Source organism: Nocardia sp. CA-135953 (genome assembly GCF_050955735.1).
Classification (GTDB): Bacteria; Actinomycetota; Actinomycetes; order Mycobacteriales; family Mycobacteriaceae; genus Nocardia.
In genome coordinates this window covers 5,519,757-5,534,894 of the sequence record NZ_CP192082.1, presented here as the reverse complement: position 1 = coordinate 5,534,894, position 15,138 = coordinate 5,519,757, and the positions used below count along the sequence as shown (strand labels likewise).

Annotated in this window: 14 protein-coding genes; 12 read left to right on the top strand and 2 right to left on the bottom strand. The window is 65.2% G+C overall.

Annotated features, from left to right (window positions below; all coding sequences use genetic code 11):
* Positions 1-58: 58 nt before the first annotated feature.
* Entirely contained in the window at positions 59-1,858 is a 1,800-nt protein-coding gene (locus ACQPXH_RS25530; RefSeq protein ID WP_433599032.1) for a hypothetical protein, read from the top strand.
* Between the two features lie 268 nt (positions 1,859-2,126).
* On the opposite strand, the gene ACQPXH_RS25525 is transcribed toward ACQPXH_RS25530, so the two are convergent.
* Positions 2,127-2,411, bottom strand: coding sequence for a hypothetical protein (locus tag ACQPXH_RS25525; protein WP_433599030.1), 285 nt, complete (start codon positions 2,409-2,411; stop codon positions 2,127-2,129).
* A gap of 106 nt (positions 2,412-2,517) precedes the next feature.
* Here ACQPXH_RS25525 and ACQPXH_RS25520 point away from each other — a divergent pair, with 106 nt between their 5' ends.
* Entirely contained in the window at positions 2,518-4,506 is a 1,989-nt protein-coding gene (locus tag ACQPXH_RS25520) for a glycoside hydrolase family 15 protein (protein ID WP_433599029.1), read from the top strand.
* A gap of 19 nt (positions 4,507-4,525) precedes the next feature.
* Here ACQPXH_RS25520 and ACQPXH_RS25515 read toward each other — a convergent pair whose 3' ends face one another.
* Positions 4,526-5,596, bottom strand: coding sequence for a M48 family metallopeptidase (locus ACQPXH_RS25515; RefSeq protein WP_433599028.1), 1,071 nt, complete (start codon positions 5,594-5,596; stop codon positions 4,526-4,528).
* 106 nt (positions 5,597-5,702) lie between these two features.
* Between ACQPXH_RS25515 and ACQPXH_RS25510 the strand changes: the two genes are divergently transcribed.
* From ACQPXH_RS25510 to ACQPXH_RS25465, 10 genes are all read left to right on the top strand, one after another.
* Complete coding sequence (locus ACQPXH_RS25510; RefSeq protein ID WP_433599027.1) at positions 5,703-5,792, top strand: Ms4533A family Cys-rich leader peptide; 90 nt, start codon at positions 5,703-5,705, stop codon at positions 5,790-5,792.
* A gap of 163 nt (positions 5,793-5,955) precedes the next feature.
* A complete protein-coding gene (locus ACQPXH_RS25505) occupies positions 5,956-7,014 on the top strand; it encodes a sulfate ABC transporter substrate-binding protein (RefSeq protein ID WP_433599026.1) in 1,059 nt (352 codons plus the stop codon).
* A 208-nt stretch (positions 7,015-7,222) separates the two neighbouring features.
* On the top strand, positions 7,223-8,023 hold the full coding sequence (gene cysT / locus ACQPXH_RS25500) for a sulfate ABC transporter permease subunit CysT (protein ID WP_433603575.1): 801 nt from the start codon (positions 7,223-7,225) through the stop codon (positions 8,021-8,023).
* Positions 8,020-8,826, top strand: coding sequence for a sulfate ABC transporter permease subunit CysW (cysW, locus tag ACQPXH_RS25495; protein ID WP_433599025.1), 807 nt, complete (start codon positions 8,020-8,022; stop codon positions 8,824-8,826). The genes cysT and cysW overlap by 4 nt, the downstream gene beginning before the upstream one ends.
* A complete protein-coding gene (locus tag ACQPXH_RS25490) occupies positions 8,823-9,818 on the top strand; it encodes a sulfate/molybdate ABC transporter ATP-binding protein (RefSeq protein WP_063047837.1) in 996 nt (331 codons plus the stop codon). Before cysW ends, ACQPXH_RS25490 begins: the two co-directional genes overlap by 4 nt.
* Positions 9,819-10,043: 225 nt before the next feature.
* Positions 10,044-10,754 (top strand): hypothetical protein, encoded by a 711-nt coding sequence (locus ACQPXH_RS25485; protein ID WP_433599024.1) that lies wholly within the window; start codon positions 10,044-10,046, stop codon positions 10,752-10,754.
* 513 nt (positions 10,755-11,267) lie between these two features.
* Positions 11,268-11,654, top strand: a complete 387-nt coding sequence (locus ACQPXH_RS25480; RefSeq protein ID WP_433599023.1) for a hypothetical protein — start codon at positions 11,268-11,270, stop codon at positions 11,652-11,654.
* A gap of 68 nt (positions 11,655-11,722) precedes the next feature.
* Positions 11,723-12,379 carry an Hsp70 family protein gene (locus ACQPXH_RS25475; RefSeq protein ID WP_433599022.1) on the top strand — a complete coding sequence of 219 codons (657 nt, stop codon included), beginning with the start codon at positions 11,723-11,725 and terminating at the stop codon, positions 12,377-12,379.
* Between the two features lie 126 nt (positions 12,380-12,505).
* Positions 12,506-13,510: an AurF N-oxygenase family protein gene (locus ACQPXH_RS25470; protein ID WP_433603574.1), complete on the top strand. Its 1,005-nt coding sequence runs from the start codon at positions 12,506-12,508 to the stop codon at positions 13,508-13,510.
* Position 13,511: 1 nt separating this feature from the next.
* The gene (locus ACQPXH_RS25465; protein WP_433599021.1) at positions 13,512-15,095 is read left to right on the top strand and encodes an FAD-dependent oxidoreductase; all 1,584 of its coding nucleotides are present in this window, start codon (positions 13,512-13,514) and stop codon (positions 15,093-15,095) included.
* The last annotated feature ends 43 nt before the right edge of the window (positions 15,096-15,138 follow it).

Here is a 15,138-nt window from a genome sequence, read left to right as displayed (position 1 = left end):
TCGCGCCGGCGCATGTCATCGTCGAACGCGATATTCGTACGACAGTTAGGAGGAGCGGTTGTCTGCCGCAGCTGGGCTGGAGGCCGCCACGGTGAAACATCCGGCGGCGATGGCGCCAGTGATCGGAATTCTCGATCAACTGCAGGAGATGACCCGCTCCGCGGGGCGGCAAGACCTGGATGGCCGACTGAGTATGGTCCGGGCAAGGGTCGGTGACACCCGGCTGCGCCTCGTGGTCGTCGGCGCCGCGAAGAACGGTATGAGCACCCTCGTCAACGGTCTGATCGGGGCGCAGCTGAGCGCCACCGAGAGTGCGCTGAGCGTTCCGGTGATCGCGGAGTTCGGACCGGAGCCGACCGCCGTGCTGGTGAAATCGCTGGGCGCGGGCCGGATCGAACGCCAGCCCGTCGATCCGCTCGACCCGGGGCCCGCGCTGGCCGCCGACGGGGTGATCCGCGCCGAATTCACCGAGCCGAGCCCGCTGCTCGCCGAGGGCCTGGTCCTGATGGACGCACCAGGTGGCGACGGCGACGATCACACCACCTGGTCGATGATCGCCGCCGCGGATGCCGTGCTCTACGTCGGTGATGCCGGATCCGAGTTCAGCCCGGAACAGATCGGCTACCTCGAGCAAATCCAGCAGCTCTGTCCGACGGTCATCTGTGCGCTGAACAAGATCGACCTGCACCCGCACTGGCAGCACACCCAGCAGCGCAATCGTGAGCTATTGGACGCGGCCGGTCTCGGTTTCGCGGTGGCGCCGGTCTCCGCGCTGCTGCACCTGCAGGCGGGCAATTATCAGCGCGATATCGAATCCGGTGTACCCCAACTGGTCGACCACCTGCGTGACTATGTGCTGGCAAGGGCCGACAGCCTGGTCCTGGAAGCCGCGGCCAACGACATCCGTCTGGTTGCCGACCACCTGGCCGTGACCCTGCGGACCGAGGCCGAGGCGTTGCGCGATCCGCGCCGCCGGGTGGAGATCACCGAACAACTCGTCGCCGCCCGCGACCAGGCCGACCAACTGCGGCAGCGCTCGGCCAATTGGCAGGTCACCCTCGGTGACGGCAGTACCGAGCTGATGGCCGATATCGAACACGACCTGCGGCACCGGCTGCGCAGTCTGGTGCGCGATGCCGAGGCCGAGATCGCCAACACCGATCCGGCCCGCCGCTGGCAGGATTTCGGCGCGGATCTGGATGCGCGCATCTGCGAGGCCGTCGAAGAGAATTTCGTGGTGGCGCACTACCGGGTGGTGGAGCTGTCCGAACAGGTGGCCGCCAAATTCCCCGCCGATCACCGCACCCCGCCGCTACCGGACCTACGCCTGGAAAATCCCGGTGAAGTGCTCGACCATGTCGCGTCGCTGGATCCGCTGACCAGCGGCAAAGCCGGTGTGCTCGGCCAATTCCTGACCGTCATGCGCGGGTCCTACGGCGGTCTGCTCATGGTCGGTGTGCTCACCAGTTTGCTGAAAATGCCACTGGTGAACTGGTATTCGGCCGCCGCCGCGCTGCTGCTCGGCGCGAATGCGCTGTGGGACGACCGCAAGGCACGCAAGCAGCGCCGCCAGGCCGAGGCCAAGGTTTCGGTGGCCAGACTCATGGACGACGTGATCTTCCAGGTCGGTAAGGAATCGCGAAATCGGTTGCGCGCCATGCAGCGCACGCTGCGCGATCACTTCACCGATATCGCCACCGATGTACTCCGCGCCGCCGACGAACGGTTGCGCGTCGCGGAGGTGGCCTACGGAAAATACGGCGATCACCGCGAGGAACGCATCGCCGACCTCGATGTGCAACTCGGTAGATTGCGCGGGCTGCGCGCCGAGGCCGATGGGATCAGCGCGGCCGCGTAAGCAAGTCGCGGCGGGGGCACGTCAGCAGGACGCAGGGTGCCGCACAAACAGATCGCGGTGTGGCCGCTCAGCCAGTCGCGGGGTGACCGCATCGGGAGGACCGTACGCAATCCAGAGCGCGATACGGGCTGTGTTAAGTCGAGCCATCCCAAGGTCGGCTGAGCAGTAAGCGACCGGTGCGGACGACTCGGCTAGCGGGTGACGAGCCAGGCGATGACGACGAGCACGAGCAGGGCGATCAAGGCGAGCTGGACGCGGGAACGCGGCATCAACGTGCCCCGCTCTGCGCGGTCTCGCGCACCACCGGTGGTGCGATCGGCTCGGGCATCAGGGCGGGCTCGGGACCCACCACATCCTCGGCGGTGAGCGGCGTCGAGGTCGCGCGATTACGGCCGAGCAGTTGCAGCGAGACCCGCAGCAGTCGGTCCAGCAGGTAGGCGATGGCGAAGCTGACCGGAACCATGCCGACCAACACCACGATGAACTGCGGGATAAACGGCAATCCCGCGACCCACAGCTCGAAGCCGTCCCACCACCCTGCAATCTGATGCACGGCACCAGCCTAGCCGTGTTGAATTCGCCGCGCCGTCGGCACCGCGTGGGGGCCGGGTTTCGGCGCGCTCGGTGGACGACGCGGGCAGACGGACCGAAGATGAGGTATGGCGTCTTCCGATGATCTGACCGTAGAAGAACTTGCCGACCTGCCCGTGCTCAGTCAGCTGAGTGACATGCGTCAGCATGCCACCTATCCGCCGATCGACGATTACGCATTCCTGTCCGATTGTGAGACCAGCTGTCTGATCGCCAGCAATGGCGGCGTCGAGTGGATGTGCGTGCCACGGCCGGATTCGCCGAGCATCTTCGGCGCGATGCTCGATCGCAGTGCCGGTCATTTCCGGATCGGCCCGTACGGGGTCAATGTGCCCGCGGCGCGACGGTATCTGCCCGGCGGCATGATCCTGGAGACCACCTGGCAGTCCGAGACCGGCTGGCTGATCGTGCGTGACGCATTGGTACTCGGCCCCTGGCACAACAACGATCAGCGCAGCAAAACGCACCGCCGCACGCCGATGGACTGGGACGCCGAGCACGTCCTGCTGCGCACGGTGAAGTGCGTGAACGGCACGGTCGAGTTGGAGATGAGCTGTGAACCCGCCTTCGATTACCACCGCGCCCCGGCCCGCTGGGAGTACACCGGCAAGGTGTACGAGGAGGCCACCGCGGTGCGCACCACCGACCCGAGCGTGGGCCCGACGCTGGTGCTGACCACCGACCTGCGGCTCGGACTCGAGGGCCGCGAGGCCCGTGCCAGGACCAGGATGAAGGAGGGCGACGAGGTGTTCGTCGCGCTGACCTGGTCGGAACTGCCCGCACCGCGCACCTTCGAAGAGGCGGCGCAGAAGATGTGGCAGACCACCGAATGCTGGCGGCAGTGGATCACCCTCGGCGATTTCCCGGATCATCCGTGGCGCAACTACCTACAGCGCAGTGCGCTGACGCTGAAGGGACTCACCTACGCGCCGACCGGTGCGCTGATGGCCGCAGCAACCACCTCACTGCCGGAAACCCCTGGCGGACAACGCAATTGGGACTACCGCTATACCTGGGTGCGCGATTCCAGCTTCGCACTGTGGGGTCTGTACACCCTCGGTCTCGACCGCGAGGCCAACGACTTCTTCGCCTTCCTCAACGACGCCACCACCGGTGACAACGGCGAACCCGTTCCGCTGCAGGTGCTCTACGGCATCGGCGGTGAGCGCGACCTCACCGAGACCACACTCGACAACCTGACCGGCTACGACGGCGCCAAACCCGTGCGCATCGGCAACGGCGCGTACAACCAGGACCAGCACGATATCTGGGGCACCATGCTCGACGCGGTGTACCTGCACGTGAAATCCCGCCAACAGGTGCCGGAGTCGCTGTGGCCGCTGCTGGAGCGCCAGGTCGAGGCGACCATCGCGCGCTGGCAGGAGCCCGACCGCGGCATCTGGGAAGTGCGTGGTGAGCCACAGCATTTCACCTCGTCGAAGGTGATGTGCTGGGTGGCGCTGGACCGCGGTGCGAAGCTGGCCGAACTGCACGGCGAATACGAGCGCGCCACCGAGTGGTATACCATCGCCGACCAGATCAAGGCCGATATCCTCACCAACGGCGTGAATGCCAACGGTGTCTTCACCCAGACCTACGGCGGCGACACCCTGGACGCGTCACTGCTGCTGGTGGTGCTGAACCGCTTCCTGCCGCCCACCGACCATCGGGTGCGCGCCACCGTGCTCTCGATCGCCGACCGGCTCACCGAGAACGGCCTGGTGCTGCGCTATCGGACCGAAACCACCGATGACGGATTGACCGGCGCGGAGGGCACCTTCACCATCTGCTCGTTCTGGCTGGTGTCGGCACTGGTGGAGATCGGTGAACTGCAGCGGGCCCGGCATCTGTGCGAACGGCTGCTCGGCTACGCGAGTCCGCTGCGACTCTATGCCGAGGAGATCGATTCGCGCAGTGGACGTCATCTCGGCAACTTCCCGCAGGCCTTCACCCATCTGGCGCTGATCAATGCGGTGACGCACGTGATCAGGGCCGAGCAGTCGCACACCTCCGGCGCGTTCCAGCCGGCACACACACCGGCGAGCATTCCGACCTGAGGCTTGGCGAGAGCGGTTGCTATTCGTCCGATTCCCGGTCCGTGCCGGTGCGCCAGTCGTTGAACCGCTTGCCGATCTTGGATACCGTCTCGCCGACCTCCTGACCGACCGTGCTCACCGCGGATCCGACATCGCGCCCGAGATTGCGCACGGTGCGGATCAGCGGATCCTCGGACTGGTCGAAGTTCGTCCGATAGGTGCGCGCGGCCTCCTTGATCTCATCGCTGATCTTGGTGTGCTTATCGTGTTCGCGGCGTGGGTAGTCGCCGCCGAGCATCCGGTTGTATTCGCCGGATTGGATCCAGCGGCGCAGTTCGGCGGCTCGCAGCACCGAGAACGGATGGCTCTGCAGTTCCAGATTGAGCAGCTTCAGCACACCGTCGCGCAGATCGCCGGAGCGCTCGTAGTCATCGGCCTGCTGCAGGAACGCGCCGTGATTCATCTCCTTGATCCAGGTGCCGCCCGCGGTCTTCATATGCACCCGCACCGACGCCTCGACGTCCTGACCGCACAGCAGTCCGGCCCGGTCGCCGGACAACTCGGACTTGCGGCTCCACTCCATCAGTGCGGCGACGATTGCGCGCAGTGCCCAGCCACCGACCGGCATCCAGCCCAGATTGGCCGAAATGCGCAGTAGATGCATGAGCATGGTGCGGTATACCGCATGCCCGGACAACGCGTGCCCGAGTTCGTGACCGACGACGAAGCGCAGTTCCTCGGTGTCCATCAGATCGATCAGCCCGGTCGTCAGCACGATGAACGGCTGGTCCATGCCGATCGTGAAGGCATTCACGTGCGGGCTCTGCAAGACGAACATCTCGGGCGTGATGCGCGCGTCCAGGACTTCCACGCAGTCGTGACGCAACTGGTGCAGCGAACGGAACTGGCGCTCGTCCACCCGGACCGCGGTCGCGAGGTACAGCAGGCGGTGCTGGCGTTCTTGCAGCAATCCGGACAAGGTTCGCAAAACGGTGTCGAACCCGGCGAGCGAACGCAGCGTCACCAACGCGGTTCGGTCGGCGGGATGCTCCCACGCGCGAGTGCTGATATCGGGGAACCGGGTGCGTACGCGGTCCGGGCTGGTAGTCATGGGATGAAACCCCCCTCTTCCAGGAACTTTGTCGGTTTTTGCCGCCTGCAAGCGGATAGCTAGCGTTGATTCGAACTGGTGACGTTTCCTCTGATACAGTCTGCCCGTGTCTTCGATTGCCGTCCCGCGGGTCCGCCATGAATTGGCGTTGATCGCTGTCGGCAATCTCGCGGTCGCGGACATTCTCTGTCGCTGATCGGCGCCGGCGCTGCTGCGCACCCATCTTTCTCTAGACTGGCGCGCAAACTTTTTCGCAGCAGTGTCCGTATCCCGACCTTCGGTCGACAAGTCGCGCCGCAGTTCTACCGCCGCGACAACTAGTCCACGTCGCGGCGGAGCGCATAGGAAAGGTTCCACCCATGTCACCCAGGTCCTTGCTCCTCGGATCCTCCCGATTGCACCGTCGCCCGGTGATCGCCGCGCTAACGGCCGTCGCCGCCGTCGTGCTCACCGCGTGCGGTGGTGGAGCGAGTGACACCGTGGGCGGAGGTGGGCCGGACGGAAGCGGCGGCACCCTCAACCTCTACGCCTACGCCGTCCCGAAGCCCGGTTTCGACAAGGTCGTCCCGGAGTTCAACAAGACCGATAAGGGCAAGGGCGTCCAGATCAACGGCTCCTACGGCGCCTCCGGCGATCAGTCCCGCAAGGTCAAGGACGGCGCCGAGGCCGATATCGTCAACTTCTCGGTCGAGCCCGATATCACCCGCCTGGTCGACGCCGGCCTGGTCGATCCGAGCTGGAATGCCGACGCCACCAAGGGAATTCCGTTCGGCTCGGTCGTCGCGATCGTGGTCCGCAAGGGCAATCCGAAGGGCATCAAGGACTGGGACGATCTGCTCGCGCCGGGCATTCAGGTCGTCACCCCGAACCCGTTCAGCTCGGGCTCGGCCAAGTGGAATCTGCTCGCGCCGTATGCGGCCAAGAGCGACGGCGGCAAGAACCCGCAGGCCGGTCTGGATTACCTGAGCCAGCTCATCTCCAAGGAGCATGTGCAGGTGCAGCCGAAGTCGGGCCGTGAGGCCACCGAGACCTTCCTGCAGGGCACTGGTGACGTGCTGCTGAGCTATGAGAACGAGGCGATCTTCTCCGAGCGCAACGGCGATCCGATCGAGCACATCGTGCCGCCGACCACCTTCAAGATCGAAAACCCGGTCGCGGTTCTGAAGAACAGCAAGCATTTGGATACGGCGAACGCCTTCCGTGACTTCCTGTTCACCACCGAGGGCCAAAAGGCTTGGGCCTCGGCGGGATTCCGCCCGGTCGACCCGAAGGTGGCCGCCGACTACGCCAAGGACTTCCCGACTCCGCAGAAGCTGTGGACCATTGCCGATCTCGGTGGCTGGAAGACCGTCGACAAGGAACTGTTCACCGCGAACACCGGTTCCGTCGCGGTGATCTACGACAAGGCCACCAAGTAGGTCGGTGATCCGAAACACCCCGTGATGTGTGCGACGGGCCCGGAGCAGGCAGCTTGCGTAACCACGAAGGGCACCGCACGCACCGCAAATCGAAGCAGGATATTGGACGATCGTGACTGACAGCAGCAGCACCGGGATCGGGCATGCGCCCGCTCCCGGTGGCTCCGAAGACGCCACACCCAAGGCAGCCGGTCGCACCTGGTCGTGGCTGCGGGTAACCGGTTCGGTGGGTCCGCTCGGCATCGCCACCGCGGTGCTCTGGCTCAGCATCATCGTGCTGCTACCGCTGGCCGCGCTGACCGTCACCTCATTCGATGACGGCTGGTCCGGATTCTGGGATGCCATCACCGCACCCGCGGCCATCGACTCGCTGCGCATCACGGTGCTCGTCTCCGTGGTGGTGGCGGTCATCAATGTGGTGATGGGCACGCTGATCGCCTGGGTGCTGGTCCGCGACCAGTTCCCGGGCAAGAGCATCGTCAACGCGCTCATCGACCTACCGTTCGCACTACCGACGATCGTCGCGAGCATCGTGCTGCTGTCGCTCTACGGTCCGCAGAGTCCGATCGATATCCACCTCAATGCCACCCAGCCCGGCCTGGTGGTGGCACTGACGTTCGTCACGCTGCCGTTCGTGGTGCGCTCGGTACAGCCGGTGCTCATCGAGGCCGACCGGGAGGTCGAGCAAGCCGCACTGTCCCTCGGCGCGGACAACTGGACCACCTTCCGCCGCATCGTCCTGCCGACCCTGGCGCCCGCCATCATCAGCGGCGGCGGGCTCGCTTTCGCCCGCGCCATCGGCGAATACGGTTCGGTGGTGCTGATCGGCGGCGCCATTCCGCGCAAGACCGAAATGGCTTCGCAGTACATCCAGAAGCAGATCGAGATCGATCGGCCGGTGAATGCGGCTGCGGTGTCGGTCGCACTGCTGGTCATCTCGTTCGCGACGCTGCTGGTGCTGCGGCTGTGGGCCGAGCGCACGGCGCGCAAGGAGGAGGAGGCGCGATGAATCTGTCCTGGCCGACTCGTATTTCGCTGCGCGTGGTCGCGCTCGGCTACCTGTTCGTCCTGCTGGTCCTACCCCTGATCATCATTTTGTGGCGCACTTTCGAAAAGGGGATCGGTGCGTTCATCGACTCGATCTCCACTCCCGCGGCGATCTCGGCATTCCAGCTGTCGATCCTGATCGTGGTGATCGTGGTCCCGGTGAATGTCATCTTCGGCATCGTCACCGCGATCGCCCTGGTGCGCGGCAAGTTCCCGGGCCGCACGCTGGTGCAGGGCATCGTGGATCTGCCCTTCGCGGTCTCGCCGGTCGTGGTCGGTGTCGCGCTGATCCTGCTGTGGGGTGCCGGCGGCTGGTTCGGCGGACTCGAAGACGTCGGCTTCAAGGTGATCTTCAATCTGCCCGGCATGGTGATCGCGACGATCTTCGTCACGCTGCCGTTCGTGGTGCGCGAGGTCGAGCCGGTGCTGCACGAGATCGGCGACGATCAGGAGCAGGCCGCGGCCACCCTCGGCGCGTCCCGCTGGCAGACGTTCTGGCGGATCACTCTGCCCGCGATCCGCTGGGGCCTGACCTACGGTGTCGTGCTGACCGTCGCGCGTGCGCTCGGCGAATTCGGCGCGGTGATCATGGTGTCCTCCGCGCTGCCGGGTAAATCGCAGACGCTGACCCTGCTCGTACACGGTCGATACATCAACGACCACAACACCTTCGGCGCCTACGCCGCCGCGACCCTGCTGATGGGCCTTGCCCTCGTAGTCCTCCTGTTGATGACCCTCCTCGAACGTAAGCGGGGCACCAAGTGATCACCGTGACCAATGCGAAGAAGAACTACGGTTCCTTCGCTGCCCTGGACGATGTCAGCATCGAGATCCCGTCGGGGGAGCTGACCGCCCTGCTCGGCCCGTCGGGCTCGGGCAAGTCGACGCTGCTGCGCTCGATCGCGGGCCTGGAATCGCTGGACTCCGGCGTCGTCGCCATCGCGGGCAACGATGTCACCCACATACCGCCGCAGAAGCGCGATATCGGCTTCGTATTCCAGCATTACGCCGCGTTCAAGCATATGACCGTGCGCGATAACGTGGCCTTCGGACTCAAGATCCGCAAGCGTCCCAAGAGCGAAATCGCCAAGCGCGTAGACGAATTGCTCGGCATCGTCGGCCTCGACGGCTTCCAGCATCGCTACCCGGCTCAGCTCTCGGGCGGTCAGCGTCAGCGCATGGCACTGGCTCGCGCGCTCGCGGTCGACCCGCAGGTGCTGCTGCTCGATGAGCCGTTCGGCGCGCTCGATGCCAAGGTGCGCGCCGATCTGCGCACCTGGCTGCGCCGACTGCACGAGGAGGTCCACGTGACCACCGTGCTGGTCACCCACGACCAGGAGGAGGCGCTCGACGTCGCCGACCGGATCGCGGTGATGAACAAGGGCCGCATCGAACAGGTCGGCAGCCCGGAGGACGTCTACGACCGGCCCGCCAACGAATTCGTGATGTCGTTCCTCGGTGCGGTGGCCCGGCTCAACGGACATCTGGTGCGTCCGCACGATATTCGCGTCGGCCGCGACGCCAGTATGGCGTTGGCGAAGGACGAGGGAACCGCCGAATCGGCGGGCGTCACGCGCGCCACCGTGGAACGCGTTGTGCACCTCGGATTCGAGGTGCGCGTCGAGTTGCGCAATGCCGCCACCGGCGATCTGTTCGCCGCGCAGGTGACCCGCGGTGACGCCGAGGCGCTGCAGCTCAGCGACGGGGAAACCGTCTACGCCCGCGCCACCCGTATTCCGGAACTGCCTGCGGGATAAGCGCGAATTCGACTCCGCTTTATGGCTGCGGATTCCGCATTTGCGAAATCCGTGGCCATTCCTGGCGTGTCGAAACCGAACTCCGGTTTCCACGTCATATTGTGCTGAATGCGAAACACCCGCTAGTGGGTTCCGGTGAATTATCGGAACGTAATCCGATGTGAGCATTCGCAATGGTCGTCGAACGCGGCCCGTATGCGGGCGGCGGGAAGTTGAACGATCACCATGTCGATTCGAAGACAGATATTTCTGGCGCTGGCCGTTGCCGGCGTCGCGGTGCTGATCCAATCCGGCTCGGCGATCGCCGCACCACCACCCGGAACGCCGGCCGTGCGCGCACCGGATGGTCCGGTCATTACCGAGATTCCCGCGGACTCGCCCGAAGTGGCCGCAATCGGTCCGGAATCGGTGGGGAAGCCGATCCCGAACTCATATGTCGGTCTCACTCCGGCACAGTTGATACCGCGCGGAATCGAGGGCGAGCAACGGCATTTCACGCCGAATCCGGAGCAGTGGGATAACGCGCGAATGATTGTCGAAGTGGTCCTGCGTCGTGATCTGCCCGCCTATGCGGCGGTGGTCGCGCTGGCCACCGCAATGCAGGAATCGTTGTTGCGCAACGTGACCGCGGCGGTCGATCACGACTCGCTCGGGGTGTTCCAGCAGCGGCCGTCCGCCGGCTGGGGCCCGCCTGAGCAACTCACCGATCCGCGGTACGCGACCGATCGATTCCTGGACGCGCTGCTGGTCCACGCGCCTGATTACCACGCGATGCCGCTGTGGCAGGCGGCGCAGGCCGCGCAGCGCTCCGGCTTTCCGATAGCGTATGCGCGGTGGCAGGAGCAGGCCGCGCAGATGGTGTCGCGATTGCTCGGACCACGGCAAGGACCGGTGCGGCGGGCGGTGAGTGCCCAAGCAGTGCTGGGCTGTTGCTGATGAGTTGCCAATGGGTGTAGTGGTTTTGATTTCCCACACTGGAATCGCTCGCGAATTCCGGTGCGGGAGATCGGAACTCGTTGCCGGATCGGTCCGTCCGCGCGGTGGCGGACTGGTTCGGTTTCGATATGGCTCGGGATCGGCGTGTTGTGACCTGTTCGGCAATCTCGATTGCGGGGAGATCGGTGGCTATTTGCGCATGTGAGAACGTGTATCGGAAGCCGGGGCGCCGGGCTGGCTGCCTGCTGGCAAACAGCAACAGGGCATCGTTGAATCTCGGCGCGCCGTAAAAGATCCGGCCGAGAAATCGGCGCGTCAGCTCCCGTGCCAGGTCGGCCGGGATCGGCGCTATTGCGATGCAACCTGTGTCAGTGGCGGCGGCATGCGGACAACCGTGTGTCCGGTGGTTGGCAGGCCGGTCGCGGAGTGGTTGCGTGAACAAGGTTCGAAGCAAATCGGCTCGGCGATCAGAGGATTGCGATGGCGGTTGGTCTCGGTTTGAGCATAGGCACGGTGAACACGGTTTCCGCTCTGGCGGAGGAGGGTTCGGCCAAGGCTCCACCCGGTCGCCGCTCCGCCGCCGAACGCTCGCGCGCGGTCACCCGCCGCACCACCCTCACCTTCGACAGCACCGGAATGGCCAGGGTCGGCATGATTCCGCGACACGGGCGCGCCGTCACCGAATTCGCCGATCTGAGTCAACGCACGACCAAGCAGGCCAGGGTAGGGCACCGCGCGCTGACCGCGGCCGATCTGATCGCGGTCGTCACGGATTGTCTGATCACCGAGGCGCGTCGCGATCGTCGTGCGGTCGATGCGGGGGTCACGCTGACGCATCCGGCGGGCTACACCGAAGGCCAGTTGGAGGAGTTGCGTGCGCGCTGGACGGGATCGGCCTGACTCATGTCGCGCTGGTCGCCGAACCCGTCGCGGCGGCCACCTGGCTCGAGGTCGAACGCGGACCGTTGATGCCGGGCCTAGCCCTGGTCTATGACCTGGGGGGAGCAAGTCTCGATGTCACCCTGGTGCGAGTCGGCGCGGGCTGTCCGCTCAATCCGATTGTCGGCGTACCGATCCGTTCGACGGAATTCGGCGGGCGGGCGTTCGGCGCGCTGGTCGCCGCGCGGGCCGGGAACGGGACCGTGCCCGCCGCCATCTCCGGCGCGGTCACCGGTGCCACCGCCGACGAATTGCGCACCATCCATATCCGATCGTCGCTGAAGCTGGTCTATCGCTGTCTGCGGATGGCGGATGTGACCATGGCCGATGTGGACTGCGTGCTGGTGGTCGGCGGCGCGGCCCGGCCGGTCGAGGTAGCCCAGGTGCTCGCCGGTGAACTGGCGCGTCCGGTGATCACGGCCCCGGATCCGGAACGCACGATCGCCGACGGCGCCGCCATCTTGGCGCGTCGCGCGGCCGCCGCGGACGAGGAGGTCACCGGACATCACCCTCGGCGCAGACCGCGCAGAGCAAAGACGCGCGCTCTCTTACTTTCACGGCGCACCAAGCGCCGCTTGACCCGGGTGGCGATCGCGGCGGGGATGTCGGCCGCTGGAGTAGTGCTCGCGCTGGCGTTGCCCGCCGACACGGTGGTCGCGGGCTTGTCGCAACTCGGGCTGCGGTAAAGGCGCACCGGCGGCGCACCGCATCGTCGCCGGGAATGCCGATCATGGGCCAGGTTGACGTGACTCCTCGTAGGTGTAACCATGGGATACAGTAAATTTGTCCCATGAGGAGAGGCAGTGACGACGATGTCTACAGCCGTGACGCCCGCAGTCGATCCCGATCTGGCGAAGGCGCAGGAGTATGCCGCCAAGCTGCTGCTGCTCTCCGAAGGTTCGGTGAACAAGCACTTCGACCCCTTCGAGGACATCGACTGGGACAATCCGGATTTCGCCGCCGATGCCGGTGAAGAGCGCTGGGTGCTCCCGGTATCCGGCGATGCGCTCGGTCGCCACCCCTGGTACCAGGCGCTGCCGCTGGACCGGAAGATCGCGATCGGCAAGTACCGCCAAGCCAATGTCGCCAAGGTCGGTCTGCAGTTCGAATCCATTCTGATCGGCGGCATGGTGACGCACAGCTTCGGTCTGCCCAACGGTTCGCCCGAATTCCGTTACTGCTCCCACGAAATGATCGAGGAGCACAACCACACCCTGATGTTCCAAGAGATGGTCAACCGGATCGGCCTCGACGTTCCCGGTATGGGCCCGCTCGTGCGCAAGTTCAAATACATCGGTGCGCCGGTGGCCGCCCTGTTCCCGAATCTGTTCTTCATGGCCGTGCTCGCGGGTGAGGAGCCGATCGACCACATCCAGAAGGCGATCCTGCGCTCGGGCGAGGACGTGCACCCGATCATGCGCGGCGTAATGGCGATTCACGTCGCCGAGGAAGCGCGCCACATCTCCTTCGCGCACGAATTCCTCGAGCAGCATGTGCCTGAGAAGAATGCGGCCAATAAGTTGGTGCTCTCGATCGTCATGCCGATCGTCATGTTCATCCTCGGCCGCTCCATCTACACCCCGCCCCGGTCGTTCTTCAAGGAGTTCGATATCCCGGACGGGGTACGCAAGGAGCTGTTCTACGGTTCGAAGCAGGCCAAGCAGGAGTTCAGCGACTTCTTCGGCGATGTGCGCACGCTGGCCAATGACATCGGCCTGATGAACCCCATCGGCAAGGCGGTCTGGAAGCTGTTGAATATCGACGGCCACACCACCCGCTACCGCTCGGAGCCGTTGCGTACGGCCAAGGCCGGCTGACGTGCCCTACGTCGTCACGCAGTCCTGCTGTAGCGACGCGTCCTGCGTCTACGCCTGCCCGGTCAACTGCATCCATCCCACGCCCGACGAACCCGATTTCCTGACGGCGGAGATGCTGTATGTCGACCCGCAGGCGTGCGTGGACTGCGGCGCATGTGCGAGTGCGTGCCCCGTCGATGCAATCACGTCGTCGAAGAAGCTGACCGACGAGCAGAAGCCGTTCATCGAGATCAATGCCGACTTCTATCGGCGGCCGCGGCCGCGGCCGCTGCTGGCCAAGCCGGTGCCCGTGGCCGAGATCCACACTGAGCGTAAGCCGTTGCGGGTGGCGATAATCGGATCCGGTCCCTCGGCCATGTACGCGGCCGATGAACTGCTGACCCAGCCCGACGTCACTGTGACGGTCTTCGACCGGCTTCCGGTACCCCACGGACTCGCCAGGTACGGCGTCGCGCCGGACCACGCGAAGACCCGGCAGGTCAACAAGCTCTTCGATATCATCTCGGCGCAACCTGGTTTCGATTCGTACCTGAATATCGAAGTGGGTAAGCATATTTCGCATCAGGAGCTGCTCGCGCACTTCCACGCGGTGATCTATGCGGTCGGTGCGTCCTCGGATCGTAAGCTCGATATTCCTGGCGAAGGTTTGGCGGGCAATGTATCTGCCACCGACTTCGTCGCCTGGTACAACGGGCATCCGGATCACGCCGGGCGCACCTTCGATCTGTCGCAGCGCCGGGCCGTCATCGTCGGCAATGGCAATGTGGCGCTCGATGTGGCGCGCATTCTGACCAGCGATCCGGAAGCGTTGTCGGACACTGATATTGCACCCCATGCGCTGAAAGCTTTGCGAGAGAGCAAGATCGAAGAAGTGGTAGTGCTCGGTCGGCGCGGTCCGGTCGAATCCGCTTTTACCGTACCGGAATTCGTCGGGCTGCTCGGCGCGGATGTCGATATCGCCATCGAGGGTGAACTGCCCGCGGTAACCGAGGAACTGCCGTATCAGGTCGAGCAGAAGCTGCGGCTGCTGCACTCCGTAGCGGGGCGGCAGTTCGGTGCGCGCAAGCGGATCGTCTTCCGGTATCTGGTCGCGCCGACCGCGATGCTGGGGGCCGACGAGGTGACCGGCATCGAGCTGAGCCGCAACGAACTCGTCACCGATCCGGATGGTCGCGTTCGTGCGGTGGCGACGGAGGAGACCGAGCGGTTGGATACCGGACTGGTGCTCACCTCGGTGGGTTACCGCGGTGTGGCCCTACCGGGCTTGCCGTTCGACGAGCAAGCCGCCGTGATCCCGAATCTGAACGGCCGCGTGCTGGAAAAGTCCGGTGGTGCGGTGCTGCCCGGAGTGTATGTCACCGGCTGGATCAAGCGTGGACCCACAGGATTCATCGGTACCAACAAATCCTGCGCGCAGGAGACGGTTCGGCAGTTGGCCGATGACTTCAATGCCGGTCGGTTACGTGAACCGGCGAGTAAGGCGGAGGATTTCGATCAACTGGTGCACCGCCGTCGGCCCTCGGTCCTGGCCCACCGCAACGCGGTGCGAACCGGCATCGTGCGCAGCCTGCTCGCCCGCGCCTGAGCGTCGCAAACGCGCCCATGTCGTATTCGCGCTGTGTAACGGT

Excerpts from the sequence above, each read along its gene's own strand:
- ACQPXH_RS25520 (WP_433599029.1), top strand. The coding sequence starts at position 2,518 with ATGGCGTCTTCCGATGATCTGACCGTAGAAGAACTTGCCGACCTGCCC.
- ACQPXH_RS25515 (WP_433599028.1), bottom strand. The coding sequence starts at position 5,596 with ATGACTACCAGCCCGGACCGCGTACGCACCCGGTTCCCCGATATCAGC.
- ACQPXH_RS25505 (WP_433599026.1), top strand. The coding sequence starts at position 5,956 with ATGTCACCCAGGTCCTTGCTCCTCGGATCCTCCCGATTGCACCGTCGC.
- cysW (WP_433599025.1), top strand. The coding sequence starts at position 8,020 with ATGAATCTGTCCTGGCCGACTCGTATTTCGCTGCGCGTGGTCGCGCTC.
- ACQPXH_RS25485 (WP_433599024.1), top strand. The coding sequence starts at position 10,044 with ATGTCGATTCGAAGACAGATATTTCTGGCGCTGGCCGTTGCCGGCGTC.
- ACQPXH_RS25475 (WP_433599022.1), top strand. The coding sequence starts at position 11,723 with ATGCCGGGCCTAGCCCTGGTCTATGACCTGGGGGGAGCAAGTCTCGAT.
- ACQPXH_RS25470 (WP_433603574.1), top strand. The coding sequence starts at position 12,506 with ATGTCTACAGCCGTGACGCCCGCAGTCGATCCCGATCTGGCGAAGGCG.